The organism is Hymenobacter sp. DG25B (assembly GCF_000801315.1).
Lineage (GTDB): Bacteria > Bacteroidota > Bacteroidia > Cytophagales > Hymenobacteraceae > Hymenobacter.
Genome location: NZ_CP010054.1, coordinates 3,011,251 through 3,029,177, shown reverse-complemented (window position 1 = coordinate 3,029,177; position 17,927 = coordinate 3,011,251). Strand labels below are relative to the sequence as shown.

Here is a 17,927-nt window from a genome sequence, read left to right as displayed (position 1 = left end):
ACATAATGACTCAGATTTATAACCATATCACGGGGCGGCGCCTGCTGGCGCTGCTCGTGGCGGCCCCGCTGCTGCTGGCTTCCTGCGAAAAGGAAGACTATAAGCTGGAAGGGCCCGTGCCTACCGCCGATTTTACGGCCGAGGTGAACACCACCGAATATCCTTCCGTGGTCACCTTCAAGAACAACAGCAAAGACGCCTTCCTGTACCAGTGGGACTTCGGCGACGGCTCGCCGCTGGTCTCGGGCCAGAACGTGACGCACACTTACAAGCGCCCCGGCACTTTTAAAGTGCAGCTGGTTACGGCTGGGCGCGGCGGCACGGGCGTATCGCAGCAGAAGGATGTCGTTATTCCTTCCGCTTCTGATAATACTGCTTTCGTAGGCCTCACCAACAGCACCACCACCGGCAACCGCGCCTGGGTACTCACGGATAAGGCCGGCGCCATTACCAAGCTGGCCGCCAATGGCACCACGGTGTTGTCTACCTCGGCAGCCGGCAGCCTGCCCGCCTGCCAGGCCGATGATGAGGTGACGTTTACCAGCACCTTTACCTACAGCTACAATGCCGGCGACGGCACGTACGTGAACGGCGCCTGCGGCACAGCTAAAACCACTACTTCAGACTTCATTTTCCGGCCCACCGGCGCCACCGGCGGCCAGATTGTGCTGCAGCGTAATGGTGCCTTTATTGGTGTGGCTGATTCCGTAAAAAACAAGACCTACGACATTCTGGAAGCCACCGCAACTACCCTGAAGCTGCGCGGCGAAAATCCGGATGGCACCTTCACGGTGCTCACTTACATGCCCCAGCTATCGGCGCTGGATATGGTGAAGCAGCTGCTCACGGGCGGTAGCTCCAAAACCTGGCTGCTGCAGAATGATGTGGATGCTCCCATTATTGTGGGCACCGAGGGCAACCCCAGCCAGTACTTCCCCGGCGTGAAAGCCGGCGAGCTGCCTGCCTGCCAGTCAGACGACGAGTACACCTTCTCCGATGCCAACGTATTCACTTACAACGCCAAGGATCAAACCTTTGTGGCCGGCGACTACACCTGCCAGGCGCCGCGCTCGGGCACTTCCAATTTCTCCTTCGGCCCCGCCGATGGCGCTGGTCTGGCGCAGTTTGAGTTCAGCAAGCCCGGCACCTTTATTGGCGTGACCGATGCGCCCGACCTGACGTACCGCATTATCTCCATTGATGAAACCCACATGGTGCTGCGGGCCGGCAAGCCCAGCGGCACGGTGTTCCAAATGAAGCTGGTAGCGAAATAACCCGCCCGCATTCCTTTACCCAGTACCTATGACAGTACCATTCAATATTACCCTGCGGGGACTATGGATCGGGGCCAGCGTTTCGCTGGCCCTGACTTCCCTGGCCTGCACGGAGGAAAAAGCCAAAGTAGTGCCCAAGCCCACGCCCAAGCCCACGGAGGTAAATGCCGAAGCCCGCGACTACGCGCAGTATACCGAGCTGGTGTGGGGCGACGAGTTTGAGGCCGGTGCCCTGGACCAGACCAAGTGGACGTATGAGCTGGGCGGCGGCGGCTGGGGGAACAACGAGCTGCAGGCCTATACCAACTCCAACGAAAACGCCTTTCTCACGGGCGGTAATCTGGTGATTGAAGCCAAAAAGCAGCAAAGCGGCACCAACCCCTACACCTCGGCCCGCCTGATTACCAAAGGCAAGCAGAGCTTCACGTTTGGCCGCATAGATGTGCGCGCCAAGCTGCCAAAAGGCAAAGGCGTGTGGCCCGCCATCTGGATGCTGGGCTCCAATATTGACCAGGTAGGCTGGCCGGTTTGTGGCGAAATTGACATTATGGAGCTGCGCGGTAGTCAGCCTAACAAGGTGCTGTCTACCATGCACTTCGGCAACAGCGTTGCCGACCACCGCTATAAGTCGAGCGCGGACCAGGTACTGGCTTCCGGTACCTACGCCGATGACTTTCACATTTTCAGCGTAGTGCGCAGCCAGGACCAGATTCGGTTCTTCCTGGATGGCAGGCAGTACTACACTTTCACGCCTTCTGATGCCTCGCCATACCCGTTCAACAATCCCTTCTTCATGATTCTGAACCTGGCCATAGGGGGCGACTTTGATGGCAACCCCGATGCCGGCACGCAGTTCCCGCAGCAGATGACGGTGGACTACGTTCGTTTTTATCAGTATAAATAAACCAGCCAAAGCAGTGAGTGACCGTAACCGGCCGGGAGAAGAACTAGGCATCAATACAAAGCATAGCGGCTTCACCCGGCTGGCCTGGTTAGTGGCCATAGCTTTGTTGTGTACGGCCGCCTATATGCTGCTGCGGCAACCGCCCCGCCCCGAGTATCAAGCTCCCCGGGCGGCGCAGGCTCCGGTAATTGACGGGCAGGCGACGGACGCCTGCTGGGCGGCGGCGCCCTGGCGCCCGCTGGACCAGCGCTGGGTAGGCGGCCCCACCAGTCCCACCGATTTTTCCGGCCGCTACAAGGTGGTCTGGACGCCGCAGCGCCTGTATGTGCTGGCCGAAATTACCGACGACGTGGTGCAGGACACGCACCCCGACCCGCTGGTGACCTGGTGGGATGATGATTGCCTGGAAATATTTGTGGACCCGGACCAGTCCGGTGGCGACCATCAGTACAACTACAATGCCTGGGCCTACCATGTGGCCCTCAATGGCCATGTAGTAGATATGGGCACCGATCAGAAAGGCCATTTGTACGATGGCCACGTGCAAAGCCGCCACACCCAGCGCGGCAACATCACTACCTGGGAAACGTCGGTGGCTTTATACCCCGATACTTACAATGAACAGAACCCGGCCGCTAATCAGCCGCAGCTTATCCGCGCCAACGTACCCATCGGCTTTGCCCTGGCATACTGTGACAACGACGGCAGCGCGGAGCGCGAAAACTTCTTCGGCAGCGTGCCCGTGGCCGGCACTGATAAAAACCGGGGCTGGATTGATGCCTCCATTTTTGGAACACTGCTGCCGGTAGAGCCGGCCACGGGTAAGCCTTAATGCATCGTATGAACCATCCCCCGCTTTTCATCGGGCTTTCGCGCTCCACGGTACTGGCCGCCGGTCTGCTGCTGGGGGCCTGCACCTCAGCCCACCCGCCGCAAACCTCTTCGGGTGCCGCTACCCAAGGTGCTACCGCCAAGCCGCGCTACAGCTTTAAAGAGCTGACCTGGCAGGATGAGTTCAACAAGCCCGGCCTGCCCGATTCCACCAAATGGACCTATGATGTAGGCGGCACGGGCTGGGGCAACCACGAGCTGCAGTACTATACCAAAGCCCGCCCGGAAAATGCCCGCGTAGAGAATGGCAACCTTATTATTGAGGCCCGGCGCGAAGCCCTGTTTCCCGGTAACCCCTACACCTCCACGCGGCTGGTGTCGCGGGGCGGCCCGGGTAAGGGTGGCAGCCAGACGTATGGCCGCTTTGAGATACGCGCCCAGCTGCCCGCCGCCCGCGGCACCTGGCCCGCCATCTGGATGCTGCCCGACGACTGGAAGTACGGCGACAAAAGCTGGCCCGATAACGGCGAGATTGACATTATGGAGTATGTGGGCTACCGCCCCGGCGTGGTGCAGGCCTCCACGCACTGTCACAAATACTACTTCCGCACCAACAACCAGAAAACCGACTCCATTCGGGTGGAAGATGCCACCCAGGCCTTTCACGTGTATGCCCTGGAATGGACCCCCGAAACCATTACGGCTTTCGTGGATGACAAGCTCTACTTCACCAGCACCAACGAGCACACGGGCTGGGAAGCCTGGCCCTGGGACCACCCGTTCCATTTGCTGCTGAACGTGGCCGTGGGCGGCGACTGGGGCGGCAAGATGGGGGTGGATGAAACCGCCTTTCCCCAGCGTATGCTGGTGGATTATGTTCGGTTTTATAAGCTGAAATCCAACTAATCATTGCTCAGGGAAGATAAGCTGTAGCCAGCTGATTCCCTGATTCTGCTTCCGTTCGGGCAGTGTTTGCACTGCCTGTCCGGTTCCGGGGGCCGGCCCAGTTTGTAAGGGGAGTGGGTCGGCCCTTCTGGAATTTTTGTACTTAGCAACGTTTATTTCTTTCCTCACTTAACCCGCTTGCATGATGAAAACTTCTACGCGAATTCTCCTGACAACCGGCCTGCTGGGGCTGCTGGGCCACGCTGCCGCCGCCCAAACGCTGTATGATGATTTTGAGCAGGTGCGGCTGGTAGCCTATCCCAATGTACAGGGCGTGCTGACGCAGGATGTGGCTAACCCCGCCAAAAACAGTGTGAATGGCAGCGCTACGGTAGCCAAATTCGAGCGGGCCGCCGCGGAGCAATATGCCACCATCAGCATTGCGCTGGCCGATGCCTCGCGCCGACTGCAGGATGTGACGCCTTATACCTCCGGCACCAAGAAAATCAGTTTAAGCTTCTATAGCCCTATGGCCGGGGTGCCGGTGCAGCTGGTGCTGCAGAACAAGGCCAAGGCGGCGGCCACGCCCTATGTGTACCCCCAGGGCAACTACGCGGGCACCTTTAACGCCACCACTACAGTAGCCAATGCCTGGGAAACCCTCACGTTCACCTTCACGCCGGGGCCTGGTAGCAGCGACGCCAGCGTGACGGCCACTGACATCGACCAGCTGGCCCTGCTCATCAACCTGGGCAATAAGGATGGCAGCACCTACTATTTCGACGACCTGAAGGGCCCCGAGCTGACGGATGGCACGCCCGTTGACCCCAAAGTGCCCTTCCTGTACGATAATTTCGAAGACACCCGCCTGGTGCTGTACCCCGCCGTAGAAGGCGACTTTGAGCAGGGAGCTGCCAACCCGGCCAGCAGCGCCGGCAACAACAGCCCTAAAGTGGGCAAATACACCCGGGCTGCCGGGGCGCAGTACGCCGTTATTACGCTGGCTCCCAATGGCCCCAAACGGTTTGCCGACGTGAGCAGCTACCTGGCCGGTACTTCCAAGATTTCGATGAAATTCTACAGCCCGAAGGCCGATGTACCGGTGCAGCTGGTGCTGCAGGACAAAACCAAATCGGCCACCGGCTACCCCAATGGTAATCTGGGCGGCACTTTCGATGCCAAAACCACCGTGGCTAATGCCTGGGAAACCCTCACGTTTCAATACAATCCCGGCGCCAACGACCCCACGGTACTGCCCACCGACGTTGACTTGCTGGTGATGCTGATTGCCCCCGGCACGAACAACGGCGATACGTACTATTTCGACGACCTGACGGGGCCTGCTTTCGCGGTAGTGCAGAGCACCAAAGCTTTCCGGGCTTCCGTGGGCGCGCTGGCTCCGCTGTGGCCCAACCCGGCCAACACCCAAAGCCACCTGGAGTTTCAGCTCGTGAAAGCCGGGGCCGTAACCATTTCCGTTTTTGATTTGCAGGGCCGGCGCGTAGCCACCATCCTGCAGCACGCCCTTCGGGCGGGCGGCCGCAACCTGGTAGATATCCCCACGGCCCAGCTGGCGCCCGGCCTCTACCAGGTAAGGCTGGAAATGGCCGGACAAACGGTTAGCCGGCCCTTCAGCGTACAACACTAGTAGAAAAACCAGGAGAGGAGTTACATTAGCTCAGCCAAACTGCCAGCCAGTAGTTGGGCGGCTTCTGTAACTCCTCGGTTGTTTCTACTCATTTTCTGCTCCTTTTTCCCCGTTCCGAATGGCCTTTTCCTCTGCACCCTCTGTTACTCCTCCAGGCTTAGCCGCTGCCCCTGGCGAGCAGCCGCGCTACACCTCAGCGCTGGCCTCGCTGACGGTGCTGTTTTTCATGATGGGCTTTATCACTTGTCTGAACGACATTCTGATTCCCTACCTGAAAGCCATTTTCCAGCTGAGCTACACGCAGGCTAACCTGATTAACCTCTGCTTTTTTGGCGCATACTTCGTGATGGGCATTCCGGCCGGTAAAGTAGTGCAGCGCATCGGCTACAAAGGCGGTATGCTGCTGGGCTTTCTGGTAGCGGCATTGGGTTGCTTCCTGTTTTACCCCGCCGCCGACAGCCGCTCTTATGGCTTGTTTCTGGGTGCCCTGTTCGTGCTGGCCACGGGCGTAGTGCTACTGCAGGTAGCCGGCAACCCCTATGTAGCTATTCTGGGCCCGGCTAAGTCGGCCCCTGCCCGCCTCACGCTCACGCAGGCGTTCAACTCCCTGGGAACCACCGTGGCCCCGCTGCTGGGTGCGGCCCTCATTCTGTCTAACCTGCCGGATCTGGACACGGCCGCTTCCGCGGCAGCCATTGATGTAAAGGCTGTGCAGGTGCCTTACCTGGTTATTGGTGGGGTGCTTATCCTCATCAGCGTGCTGCTGGGCATGCTGAAGCTGCCAAAGATTGAACATGCTCCGGATACCGATACTGCCCGTTCCAAGCCGTGGCACTACCGCCACCTGGTGCTGGGTATGGTGGGCATCTTTGTATACGTAGGTGGGGAAGTGGCCATTGGCTCCCACATTGTTTCCTACCTGCACCTGCCCGATGTCATGAACCTGGCACCCAAAGCGGCCGGCTCCATGGTAGCATATTATTGGGGTGGCGCTATGGTAGGCCGCTTCTTGGGCGCTTACCTGCTGAATAAAGTAAACCCCGGGCGTCTGCTGGCCTTCAATGCCCTGGGCGCCGTACTGCTGGTGCTGATTTCCATGAACACGCACGGCGAAATTGCCATGTGGAGCCTGCTGGCCTTGGGCCTGATGAACTCCATCATGTTCGCCACTATTTTCACGCTGGCAGTAGCTGGTTTGGGCCGCCACACCGAAGAAGCTTCCGGCCTGCTGAACGTAGCCATTGTAGGTGGTGCGCTGGTGCCCCTGCTCTTTGGAGCCGTGGCCGATGCCAGCACCCTGCGCATGGCCCTGATTCTGCCGGTGCTCTGCTACCTCTACATTATGTGGTACGGCCTGAAAGGGCACGTGCGCGCCGCATAAGGCTAGGTAAAAAGTAAAAGAGAAGCCCTCCGTAGCAGCTGCTGCGGAGGGCTTCTCTTTTATGGGTATTGCTGAATGTGCCTACTCGCCGCTTGGTGCTACCGGCGTGGTTTGCGGGGCCTCTGCGCCGGAGCCTTCCGGACGGTTGCTGCGGTTCCGGTTGCGGCCGCCACGCTTGCGGCGTCCCTGGCCTTCGCCTTTGTCGCCCTCGGCGCGGGGTGGTCGTGCCTCACCTTCCGGCCGGGGTTCCCGCGGTGCGCGGGGCGCACGGGCTTCGCCCTCGGGGCGCGGCTCGCGCGGTGGGCGCTGGTAAGGCTGGGCCGGGGCCTGGCCGGCATCCAGCGCGGCCAGGGCGGCGTTGGCCTTGGCAATGCGCTCCTGGTGCTTGGGGTCTTTCGGGTCGTGGGCGTCGCGGCGGTTGCCGTCGCGGCCACCGCTGCCTTCGGTGCGCGGGCCCCGGTCGCGGCCTCCGCCACCACCGGAGCGGCTGCCACCGCCAGAACGGCCACCACGCTCGGGGCGGCCACCAATTTTACCGTGCAGGCCGGCAAAGCGCTTGGGGTCAAACTCGGGAGCTTCGCCCAGGCCCAGCTCCTCGGTAACGTTCTTTTTCTCCAGCTCGCGCTCAATCAGCTTCTCAATCTTCACCACCCGGTCCTGGTCCTGGTCGGAAATGAAGGTGATGGCCGTGCCTTTGGTGGCGGCGCGGGCCGTGCGGCCAATGCGGTGCACGTAATCCTCGGCGGCGCGGGGAATATCGTAGTTCACCACGTGGCTGAGGGAGTCGATGTCAATACCGCGGCTCAGAACATCGGTGGCTACCAGAATAGGAAACGCCTTGTTTTTGAAGTCGCGCATGATCTGCTCCCGCTCTTCCTGGGTGCGGTCGGAGCTGATGCCCTGCGCCACGTAGCCCAGCTTGTTGATGGAGCGCACAATGCCACTAACGGCCGCTTTCTGCGAGGTAAACAGCACCATGCTCTGCACGTTCTGGGTCTTCAGAATGTGCTCCAGAATGTAGATTTTCTGGCGGTCGAAGGCCATGTACAGCTGCTGGTCGATGCCGGCGGCGGGCTTGGACACGGCCAAGCGAATTTCCTCGGGCTCGTTGAGAATCTGCTTGGAGAAGTCCCTGATTTTGTTGGGCATGGTAGCCGAGAACAGCAGCGTTTGCCGCTTTTTGGGCAGCTGGCGCACAATGTTCAGGATATCATCCGAAAAGCCCATGTCCATCATCTTGTCGGCCTCATCCAGCACCAGATACTTCAGGTCCTCGAACTTCACATAGCCCATTTGCATGTGGGCAATGAGGCGGCCGGGGGTGGCAATGATGATATCGGCGCCGGAGGTGAGGGCGCGCTTCTGCTGCTCCCAGCCCTCGCTCTTGCCCCCGCCATAAATGGCAATGGAGCTGGCTTCTACAAAGTAGCCGAAGCCGGTTACCTGCTCATCAATCTGGGTAGCCAGCTCGCGCGTGGGCACCAGAATGAGGGTGGAGGTGGTGCCGTGCTTGGCGTGCGAAATCCGGTCGAGGAGGGGAATGAGGTAGGCAGCGGTTTTGCCGGTGCCCGTCTGGGCGCAGGCAATCAGGTCTTTCCCTTCGATGATTTTGGGGATGGCCTGCTCCTGAATAGGGGTGGCCTGGAGGTAGTTCATGGCATCCACGCCGGCCAGCAGGTCGTCGTGGAGGTTAAATTCGTGAAACGTCAAGGTTCAGCGAGTTAGAATGATACATGGCTGACCTTCATTTCCTGGTCAGCAAAACGGCTGTGTTGAGGTAAAGATAAGGCATTTTAGCCGGGCTTGCCGTTTTGCTTTCCGGCTAACGCCCGCTGGCCGGGCCTTCTGCCACCCACCGGCAAGCTCAACTGTATAAATCCATAACACAGCCATTATTTCTTTCTTTACCGCTATGCCCATCCTCGACCGATTTTCTACCCAGGCGAAGCTGTACGCCCAATTCCGCATCGACTACCCCGCGGCCCTGTACGAATGGCTGCTGGCCCGCGTGCCCGGCCGCCACCGCGCCTGGGACTGCGCCACCGGCAACGGCCAGGTGGCCGTGGTGCTGGCCCGGCACTTTGCCCAGGTAGAAGCCACCGATATCAGCCAGGCGCAGCTGGCCCAGGCACCGCCGCGGCCCAACATCAACTACCAGCTAGCCCAAGCCGAGCACACGCCTTTCCCGGACCAGCACTTTGACCTGGTGACGGTGGGGCAGGCTGTGCATTGGTTTGAGCCGGCGGCGTTCAACCAGGAAGTGCAGCGCGTGCTGCAGCCGGGTGGCGTTATTGCGGAGTGGGGGTACAGTTTAGTGGAGGTCAACCCCGAACTCGACCCCATCATTCAAACCTTTTACGCCGAAACCTTGCACGCCTATTGGGATGCCAACCGCTGGCATATTGATGATGAGTATGCCCGCCTGCCGTTTCCGTTTGCGGAAGTAGAAACGACCCGCTTCACGGAAGCCCGCCGCTGGACGGCCGCGCATTTCCTAAATTACCTGCGCACCTGGTCCAGCGTGGCTAACTACCAGCGCCAGCACCAGCAGGATGCCGTGCTGCTTATTGCCGAAGAAGTGACGCGGCTATGGGGCGAAGGGGAGCGGGAAGTGCGCTTCCCGGTGTTTTTGCGCCTGGGCCGGGCGCGGTAAGAAAAGCAGGTATCGTATTTAATTGGCTGCGAAAAGGTTACTGCTTAGCGGGGTATATTTCAGTCAATATATATAGTACTACGGGCAACCAGAGTCCGTCAGGCCGTGTCAGAAGGGGAAATTCAACTTTCTGACCTATGAAAAAGCTAGCCTCCCTGCTCTTGCTGGCCGCCTTACCCATGTGCGGCATGGCCCAATCCGTGGACACCATTCGCAGCTTCACGCCCAGGCAGCTGCGCCGCCTGAAGCCCGGCACCCGGGAATACCTGGTGTTCCGGCAGCGCACCGAGCGGCCCCAGTACAACACCTCGGCCGTGTGGGTGCGCGAGGTGGCCGTTGATGAGAAAAAGCAACAGATAGCCGTGCGCCAGCTCTGGTATGCCGGCGACACTCTGAGCAACCGCCAGGTTTATTCCCTGAACAGCCTGCGCAACTTCCTGCCCCTCTACCACCGTGCCCAAACCCGCCGCTCCGGCCTGGATGCCTTTAATTTCCTGCCCGACAGGGTAGTTGGCGCCGATTCCGTGGCCGATAATAAACAGGCCGGCTTCTCTATGCCGCACACCGCGCCTACTTTCAACTGGGAGCTGGACCTGGAAACTCTGGAGCTGCTGGACTACGCACCCAACAAGCAGTTCGTCATCAATTTTTACCACCCGGGCAGTAAAACGCCGCCGCAGTGGTACGAGTACCGGGTGGTGGGCAAGGAGAAAATACCTGTGCTGGGCGGGGGCCAGGAAGAATGCTGGCTGCTGAAAATCAACTACAGTGAGCAGAACTACGGGCAGTTCTGGGTATCGGTCAAAACCCGGGAAGTACTCAAAATGGAGGAGCTGTTTAATGGCGTGATGCGCTATAAAGTGAAGCTGAGCACGCCCGCCATACCGCTGAGTCCGCGCAAGCCGCTTATTTAGCGGCTGGTTCTCCTGCTTCTCTGCTATGTCTGCTGCCCCATCTGCTGCTTTGCCGCTCCACGGCCTCTTCGTTCTGGAATTGGCCTCGGTGCTGGCCGGCCCGCAGGTGGGGCAGTTTTTTGCCGAATTAGGTGCCGAAGTGCTGAAAGTGGAAGCCCCGGCCGGCGACGTTACCCGCACCTGGAAAACCGGCGCGGAGGATGTGAATACCGATGTATCGGCCTATTTCAGCTGCGCTAACTGGGGCAAGCAATCCGTGGTTTTGAACCTGACTACCCCGGCCGGGCAAGCCGCCGTGCACCAGCTGGCCGCCCGTGCCGATGTGGTGCTGGCCAGCTACAAGCCCGGCGACGCCGAAAAGCTGCGCGTAGACTACGCCACTCTGCGCCAGCTTAACCCGCGCCTGCTCTACGGCCACATTACCGGCTACGGCCCCGCCGTAAACCGCGCGGGCTATGATGCCGTGCTGCAGGCCGAAACCGGCTTTATGTACCTGAACGCGGCCGGCCCCGGCCAGGCGCCCCAAAAAATGCCTGTGGCCCTGATTGACCTGCTCACGGCGCATCAATTAAAAGAAGGCCTGCTGACGGCTTTGTACCGCCGCGAGAAAACCGGCGAAGGCGCCCTGGTGCAGGTATCGTTGCGGGATAGTGCGCTGGCCTCCCTGGCCAACCAGGCCGCCACCTGGCTGGTGACCGGGCAGGACCCGCAGCCGCTGGGCTCGGGCCACCCCAGCATTGTGCCCTACGGCACCGTGTATACCGCCCAGGATGGCGTGCGCCTACTACTGGCTGTAGGTGCCGACCGGCAGTTTCAGGAGCTGTGCGCCGTACTGGAGCGCCCGGAATGGGCCACTGATGCCCGCTTTGCCACCAACCCCGCCCGCGTGGCGCACCGCGCCGCATTGGAACAGCACCTGCTTGAGCGGATAGCGGCTATCAGCGGGGCAGAGTTGCTGAGGGAGTTGGAGAAGCGGGCGGTGCCGGCCGGTGCAGTGCGCACTGTGGGCGAGGCCCTAGGGCTGGAATCGGCACAACGTATGCTGCTGCCGGCTACGGCTGAATTTCCCCATGCGGGGCTGCGCACAGTGGCTTTTCAAAGCCCCGCGTGGCCGGTGGCCCCGGCACTGTCTGCGCCGCCCCACCTGGGTATGGCTGAGTAGCCAGGAATACGGCTTCTCTATTCTTTATCAGGTTTTTAGCTGAAATCTGGCTCTGCAGAAGAGCTGGTGGAAGCTTATGTCCTAGGAATTCTTTGAACTGGACAATTGACTTTTAAATTATTATATTTTATATTAAAATAATACATATTAAATTGGCCCACGGGGTACGACTTCAGATTTGCCCAATAGTGGCAATTAATGTCTGAAGCACTTACCCGGCCGGGAGCGGGAAAGCCGCCCCTGCGTGTACACGAACACTAAATCCACCGGGAAAACAGATACTTCACATTCTCAACATCAGTAAAACGGCTCTTTTTTCGAAAGGAGAAGGCGGGCAGCAGGAGGCTGGCAGGGAGTAATAGCCGGCAGCGTATCCCGGGCATCAGTGTATGTACCGGTTGGTAGAGTGAAGATGATAACGTGGTTCCTATTCCTATCAGCACCGATAATGAAAAACCGTTTCTCGCTTCTTTTCCTTTTTCTGGCGCTTACCTATTGGCAGCCGCTGCTGGCCCAGGCGCCGGTTAGCGGCTTTACCTCAACCACGCTTTCCACCGGCTGGGATGAGGCCGTGGGGCTGACGTTTAATAAGTCGGGCAGCCAGATGTTTGTGTGGGAGCGGCCCGGCCGGGTGTGGGTGGTGGAGAACGGGCAGAAAAGCCTTATGCTCGATATTCGGGAGGAAGTGGGCGCCTGGAACGACCACGGCCTGCTGGGCTTTGCCCTGCATCCGCAGTTTGATACCAACGGCTATTTCTACGTGTTTTATCTGGTAGACCGGCACTACCTGATCAACTACGGCACCAGTAACTACAACCCCACTGCCAACGACTACCTGAGTGCTACCATTGGCCGGCTCACGCGCTTCAAGGCCACCAAAACCGCCTCCGGCTACACCGTAGACCCCGCCAGCCGCAAGATGCTCATTGGGTCCACCAAAACCAACGGGCTGATTTCCACGGCCCGCGGCCACGTAACCGGGTCCCTGGTATTTGGTACCGATGGCACGCTGCTGGTGTCAACCGGGGACGGGGCCAGCGGCTCTACTACGGACTTCGGCAGCGCCTCCAATACCTACTACACTCAGTCGCTGGCCGATGGCACCATGCGACAGAAGGAAAACGTGGGCTCCTTCCGGGCCCAGATGGTAGACTGCCTGAGCGGCAAAATCCTGCGCATTGATCCGGAAACCGGGGCCGGCATCCCCAGCAACCCCTATTATGATGCCAACGACCCCAATGCGCCGCGCTCTAAAGTGTGGGCCTTGGGCATGCGCAATCCCTTCCGGATGAGCCTGCGCCCCGGCACCGGCAGCACCAACCCCGCCGACGCCAACCCCGGCACCCTGTATGTGGGCGACGTGGGCTACATGACCTGGGAAGAAGTGAGCGTGGTAGACAAGCCCCGCACCAACCTGGGCTGGCCGCTGTATGAGGGCCTGACGGTGCACGACCCCTTCATGAACAACAAAATTTCTAATCCTGATGCCCCGAACCCTCTCTACGGCTCGGGCGGCTGCACGCAGCAGTACTTCTTCTTCCAGGACCTGCTAAAGCAGGCTACGCCCACGGGCACGGCCACCTTCCCCAACCCCTGCAATACCAGCCAAACCATTCCCGCCACCATTCCCACCTTTGTGCACACCCGGCCGCTGGTAGACTGGAACCACAATGCTGCCGGGCCCTCGCGCACGGGTACGTTCAGTGGCTCCACGGCCACCACGGCCAATATCGGGGCGTCCGGCTCGCCCGTTTCCGGGCCGCAGTTTGGGGGTTCGTCCGTCTCCGGGGGCGTTTTTTATCCTTATACCGATTTCCCGGCGCCGTACGCCAACAGCTATTTCTTTGGCGACTATGTAAGCGGCTGGATGCGCAATATGACGGTGGATGGCAGCAACAAGCCCAGCGCCGTGGGCAACTTTGTAAACAGCAACTGCGTGGTGGTGTACATGGCCACCAGCCCGGCGGAAAAGGGGTTGTTCTACGTGAATTTCTACCCTTCAGAAATCCGGAAGATTACCTATAACGGCGCCAACCTGCCACCCGTAGCCGTAGCTTCTTCCGATAAAGCCTACGGCCCCAGTCCGCTGGCCGTGCAGTTCACCGGCAGCAACTCCTCGGACCCCGAAGGCCAGCCGCTTTCCTATCTGTGGACGTTTGGGGATGGCACTACCAGTACCCAGGCCAACCCCAGTCATACCTTTACCGCGCCCAGCAGCGCCCCCACCAAGTTCAGCGTTACACTGAAGGTAACCGATGCCCAGGGCAACACGGCGCAAACGGCCTTAACCATTTCGCCCAACAACACCCCACCGCAGGTTACCATTACCAGCCCGCCTGCCGGTACTTTATATCCTCTTTCCGGCAATACTACCTACCAGCTGCGGGCCACCGTGACGGATGCGGAGCATAGCAGCAGCAAGCTCTTCTATCAGTGGCAAACCTTCCTGCACCATGCCACGCACGAGCACCCCGAGCCTATAGATACCGCTCGTGAAACCACCACCACTGTAGAGCCGCTGGGCTGTGTAGACGAAGAATACTACTACCGCATTGAGCTTACCGTAACAGATGCCGCCGGCCTGGCCACGAAGAAAGAAGTACGGCTGAATCCGGATTGCAACTCGGGCACCAACAATACCCTGGTAGCATACGGAGCTACCTGGAAGTACCTGGATAATGGTTCTGACCAGGGCAGCAACTGGCGCGCTAGCAGCTATGATGATGCCAGCTGGAAAAGCGGGCCGGGCCAGCTCGGCTACGGCGACGGGGACGAAGCTACCGTGGTCGGCTACGGCCCCAATGCCAGTGCCAAGTACGTGACTACCTATTTCCGCAAAAGCATCAGTATTGCCAATGCCGATAACTTCACTTCCTTCACCGGCAACCTGAAGCGGGATGATGGGGCGGTAGTGTACGTGAACGGCACGGAAGTTTACCGCACCAACCTGCCCACCGGCGGCATTACCTACACCACCCGCGCCGCCGGGGCTACCGACGACGGGGCCACGGCCCAGACGTTTACCATTCCCGTATCGGCTTTCGTGTCCGGCACCAACGTCATTGCGGTGGAGGTGCACCAGTCCGACCCGGTTAGCTCGGATATGTCCTTTGACTTTTCCCTGACCGGGATTAGTCAGAGCGGGACTACAAATCAATTGCCGGTGGCCAATGCCGGGGCGGATAAGTCCATTACCCTGCCGGCCAGCAGCGTTACGCTGGATGGCTCGGCTACGGATACCGATGGCAGCATTGCTTCCTATAGCTGGACCCAGGTGAGTGGCCCGAATACCGCCACCTTCTCCAGCAAAACGGTGGCCGCGCCTACGGTTAGTGGGCTGGTGGCCGGCAGCTACGTCTTCAGCCTCACCGCCACCGATGATAAAGGCGGCGTCAGCCCCGCAGACCAGGTGAGCGTTACAGTGAATGGCAGCACCTCATCCAATACTATAGTGGCATACGGAGCTGCCTGGAAATACCTGGATAATGGCACTGACCAGGGCAGCAACTGGCGCGCTAGCAGCTATGATGATACCAGCTGGAAAAGCGGGCCGGGCCAGCTCGGCTACGGCGACGGGGATGAAGCTACCGTGGTCGGCTACGGCCCCAATGCCAGTGCCAAGTACGTGACTACCTATTTCCGTAAAAGCATCAGCATTGCCAATGTAAGTGTCTACAGCTCCTTCTCTGCCAGCATCAAGCGGGACGATGGGGCCGTGGTTTATGTCAATGGCACGGAAGTTTACCGCAGTAACTTGCCTACTGGCACCATCAGCTACAATACGCTGGCCCCCATGCAGGCACCCGATGACGGGGCCACGGCCCAGACGTTTACCATTCCGGTGTCAGCCTTCGTGTCCGGCACCAACGTCATAGCGGTGGAGATGCACCAGAACGATGTAGTCAGCTCGGATCTGTCGTTTGACTTCTCCCTGACCGGCACGGGCTCTGGCGGAACAAGCAATCAATTGCCGGTAGCCAATGCCGGGGCCGATAAGAGCGTGACGCTGCCTACCAGCAGCGTGGTGCTCGACGGCTCGGCTACCGATGCCGATGGGAGCATTGCTTCTTATGCCTGGAGCCAGATTAGTGGCCCCAATACGGCTACATACTCCAGCAAAACGGTGGCTACGCCTACTGTAAGCGGTTTAATAGCTGGCAGTTATGTCTTCAGCCTCACCGCCACCGACAACCAGGGCGGTGTGAGTGCGGCTGATCAGGTAACCGTGACCGTAAACGGAACCGCCGCTCCGAGTGGTCTGGTAGCCTTTGGGGCCACCTGGAAATACCTGGACAATGGTTCTGACCAGGGCAGCAACTGGCGCGCTAGCAGCTATGATGATACCAGCTGGAAAAGCGGGCCGGGCCAGCTCGGCTACGGCGACGGGGATGAAGCTACCGTGGTCGGCTACGGCCCCAATGCCAGTGCCAAGTACGTGACTACCTATTTCCGTAAAAGCATCAGCATTGCCAATGTAAGTGTCTACAGCTCCTTCTCTGCCAGCATCAAGCGGGACGATGGGGCCGTGGTTTATGTCAATGGCACGGAAGTTTACCGCAGTAACTTGCCTACTGGCACCATCAGCTACAATACGCTGGCCCCCATGCAGGCACCCGATGACGGGGCCACGGCCCAGACGTTTACCATTCCGGTGTCAGCCTTCGTGTCCGGCACCAACGTCATAGCGGTGGAGATGCACCAGAACGATGTAGTCAGCTCGGATCTGTCGTTTGACTTCTCCCTGACCGGCACGGGCTCCTCCGGCAGCACGAATCAATTACCCGTGGCTAACGCCGGGGCGGATAAAAGCATCACCTTACCCACCAGCAGTGTTACGCTGGATGGCTCGGCTACGGATACCGATGGCAGCATTGCCTCCTATAGCTGGACCCAGGTGAGTGGCCCCAACATCGCTACCTTCTCCAATACGTCGGTGGCCGCGCCCACGGTTAGTGGGCTGGTGGTCGGCAGCTACGTCTTCAGCCTGGTGGTAACCGATAATCTGGGAGCCGCCAGCGCCGCTGATGAGGTAAGCATTACCGTAAATACGCAGGCCAGTAATCAACCACCAGTAGCTAATGCTGGCACAGATCAGACCATTACCCTCCCGACCAGTAGTGTGACGCTGGCTGGCTCCGCTTCCGATGCCGATGGCAGTGTGGCCTCCCTGGCGTGGAGTCAGACGAGCGGGCCCAATACGGCCACGTTCAGCAACAACACCGAAGCGTCCCCAACGGTGAGCAATCTGGTGGCCGGCAGCTATGTTTTCAGTCTGACCGCTACCGATAATGAGGGTGCCGGCAGTACTGCCGATGAAGTGACCATCACGGTGAACTCTGAGCCCGTCAGCAGCTCGCTCATTGCCTTTGGGGCCACCTGGAAGTACCTGGACAATGGCACCAACCAGGGCAACAAATGGAAGGCGAAAAACTTTAATGATGCCAACTGGAAAAGCGGCCCCTCGGAGCTGGGTTACGGCGACGGTGACGAAGCCACGGTGGTTAGCTACGGCCCCAATGCCAGCAATAAGTACATCACTACCTATTTCCGCAAAAGCATCAGTATTGCCAATGCCGCTGCTTTCAGCTCCTACACGGCCAGCCTGAAGCGCGACGATGGCGTGATAGTGTACGTCAATGGCACGGAGGTGTACCGCAACAATATGCCGTCGGGTAGAATCTACAATACCTCGCTGGCGGCGGTAGCCACTGATGATGGTGCCACGCCCATTACCTTCTCTATTCCCGCTTCAGCTTTTGTGAACGGCACCAACGTAATAGCCGCCGAGATACACCAGGAAAATGGCAGCTCCTCCGATATTTCCTTTAATCTTTCCCTTTCCGGGGTTAGTGCGGCCGCCAGAACGGTGGCCAGCCTTACCACCAGCCACGCTACCGCCGCCTCGTCAGCGGGCATCAGCGTGTATCCCAACCCATCGGCCGATGGCCGGTTTACGATTGGGCTGACGGAGCCGCTGCAGGGGGAAGTTGTTTACACGTTGCTTTCGCCCTTGGGAGCCCGCATTGCCACCGGCCGCCTGCAGCTGGCCGCCCCCACGGCTACCCTCTCCTTTGACTTCTCGCATGAAATGCCGGCGGTGGGCATGTATTACCTGCAACTGGGGAACGGCCGGAAGCTGAAAACTCAGCTGAAGCTTTTGCGGCAGTAAGCCCTACCTGATGCGGTTTGCCATAAAAATAGCCCGGGCTGCCCAACCTGATCAGGAAAGGCGGTTCGGGCTATTTTTCAGATGGATAGGGCGCGTTTGCCTCGGC

Annotated in this window: 11 protein-coding genes; 10 read left to right on the top strand and 1 reads right to left on the bottom strand. The window is 59.5% G+C overall.

Annotated elements, in window-relative coordinates:
* The first annotated feature begins 5 nt into the window (after window positions 1-5).
* From PK28_RS13075 to PK28_RS13050, 6 genes are all read left to right on the top strand, one after another.
* Window positions 6-1,274, top strand: coding sequence for a PKD domain-containing protein (locus PK28_RS13075; protein WP_044514503.1), 1,269 nt, complete (start codon window positions 6-8; stop codon window positions 1,272-1,274).
* Between the two features lie 28 nt (window positions 1,275-1,302).
* Entirely contained in the window at window positions 1,303-2,178 is an 876-nt protein-coding gene (locus PK28_RS13070; RefSeq protein WP_052430561.1) for a glycoside hydrolase family 16 protein, read from the top strand.
* A gap of 13 nt (window positions 2,179-2,191) precedes the next feature.
* The gene (locus PK28_RS13065) at window positions 2,192-3,010 is read left to right on the top strand and encodes a sugar-binding protein (protein WP_231576154.1); all 819 of its coding nucleotides are present in this window, start codon (window positions 2,192-2,194) and stop codon (window positions 3,008-3,010) included.
* 8 nt (window positions 3,011-3,018) lie between these two features.
* Window positions 3,019-3,915 (top strand): glycoside hydrolase family 16 protein, encoded by an 897-nt coding sequence (locus PK28_RS13060; protein ID WP_082017216.1) that lies wholly within the window; start codon window positions 3,019-3,021, stop codon window positions 3,913-3,915.
* 181 nt (window positions 3,916-4,096) lie between these two features.
* Window positions 4,097-5,542, top strand: coding sequence for a T9SS type A sorting domain-containing protein (locus tag PK28_RS13055; RefSeq protein WP_044514498.1), 1,446 nt, complete (start codon window positions 4,097-4,099; stop codon window positions 5,540-5,542).
* A gap of 118 nt (window positions 5,543-5,660) precedes the next feature.
* Window positions 5,661-6,923, top strand: a complete 1,263-nt coding sequence (locus tag PK28_RS13050) for a sugar MFS transporter (RefSeq protein WP_044514495.1) — start codon at window positions 5,661-5,663, stop codon at window positions 6,921-6,923.
* A gap of 81 nt (window positions 6,924-7,004) precedes the next feature.
* Here PK28_RS13050 and PK28_RS13045 read toward each other — a convergent pair whose 3' ends face one another.
* Entirely contained in the window at window positions 7,005-8,579 is a 1,575-nt protein-coding gene (locus tag PK28_RS13045; protein WP_044517078.1) for a DEAD/DEAH box helicase, read from the bottom strand.
* A gap of 256 nt (window positions 8,580-8,835) precedes the next feature.
* On the opposite strand from PK28_RS13045, the gene PK28_RS13040 reads away from it, so the two are divergent.
* The 4 genes from PK28_RS13040 (at window position 8,836) to PK28_RS19135 (ending at window position 17,821) form a co-directional block, all read left to right on the top strand.
* Window positions 8,836-9,576: a class I SAM-dependent methyltransferase gene (locus PK28_RS13040; RefSeq protein WP_044514493.1), complete on the top strand. Its 741-nt coding sequence runs from the start codon at window positions 8,836-8,838 to the stop codon at window positions 9,574-9,576.
* A gap of 137 nt (window positions 9,577-9,713) precedes the next feature.
* Entirely contained in the window at window positions 9,714-10,490 is a 777-nt protein-coding gene (locus tag PK28_RS19140; RefSeq protein ID WP_048826011.1) for a DUF3108 domain-containing protein, read from the top strand.
* A gap of 25 nt (window positions 10,491-10,515) precedes the next feature.
* Window positions 10,516-11,652 (top strand): CaiB/BaiF CoA transferase family protein, encoded by a 1,137-nt coding sequence (locus PK28_RS13030; protein ID WP_044514490.1) that lies wholly within the window; start codon window positions 10,516-10,518, stop codon window positions 11,650-11,652.
* 448 nt (window positions 11,653-12,100) lie between these two features.
* Window positions 12,101-17,821, top strand: coding sequence for a PKD domain-containing protein (locus PK28_RS19135; protein WP_048826009.1), 5,721 nt, complete (start codon window positions 12,101-12,103; stop codon window positions 17,819-17,821).
* Window positions 17,822-17,927: the final 106 nt, after the last annotated feature.

What these genes read in the sequence shown, in the direction of transcription:
- PK28_RS13075 (WP_044514503.1), top strand. Translation starts at nt 6, where the DNA reads ATGACTCAGATTTATAACCATATCACGGGGCGGCGCCTGCTGGCGCTG.
- PK28_RS13070 (WP_052430561.1), top strand. Translation starts at nt 1,303, where the DNA reads ATGACAGTACCATTCAATATTACCCTGCGGGGACTATGGATCGGGGCC.
- PK28_RS13060 (WP_082017216.1), top strand. Translation starts at nt 3,019, where the DNA reads ATGAACCATCCCCCGCTTTTCATCGGGCTTTCGCGCTCCACGGTACTG.
- PK28_RS13055 (WP_044514498.1), top strand. Translation starts at nt 4,097, where the DNA reads ATGATGAAAACTTCTACGCGAATTCTCCTGACAACCGGCCTGCTGGGG.
- PK28_RS13050 (WP_044514495.1), top strand. Translation starts at nt 5,661, where the DNA reads ATGGCCTTTTCCTCTGCACCCTCTGTTACTCCTCCAGGCTTAGCCGCT.
- PK28_RS13045 (WP_044517078.1), bottom strand. Translation starts at nt 8,579, where the DNA reads ATGAACTACCTCCAGGCCACCCCTATTCAGGAGCAGGCCATCCCCAAA.
- PK28_RS13040 (WP_044514493.1), top strand. Translation starts at nt 8,836, where the DNA reads ATGCCCATCCTCGACCGATTTTCTACCCAGGCGAAGCTGTACGCCCAA.
- PK28_RS19140 (WP_048826011.1), top strand. Translation starts at nt 9,714, where the DNA reads ATGAAAAAGCTAGCCTCCCTGCTCTTGCTGGCCGCCTTACCCATGTGC.
- PK28_RS13030 (WP_044514490.1), top strand. Translation starts at nt 10,516, where the DNA reads ATGTCTGCTGCCCCATCTGCTGCTTTGCCGCTCCACGGCCTCTTCGTT.
- PK28_RS19135 (WP_048826009.1), top strand. Translation starts at nt 12,101, where the DNA reads ATGAAAAACCGTTTCTCGCTTCTTTTCCTTTTTCTGGCGCTTACCTAT.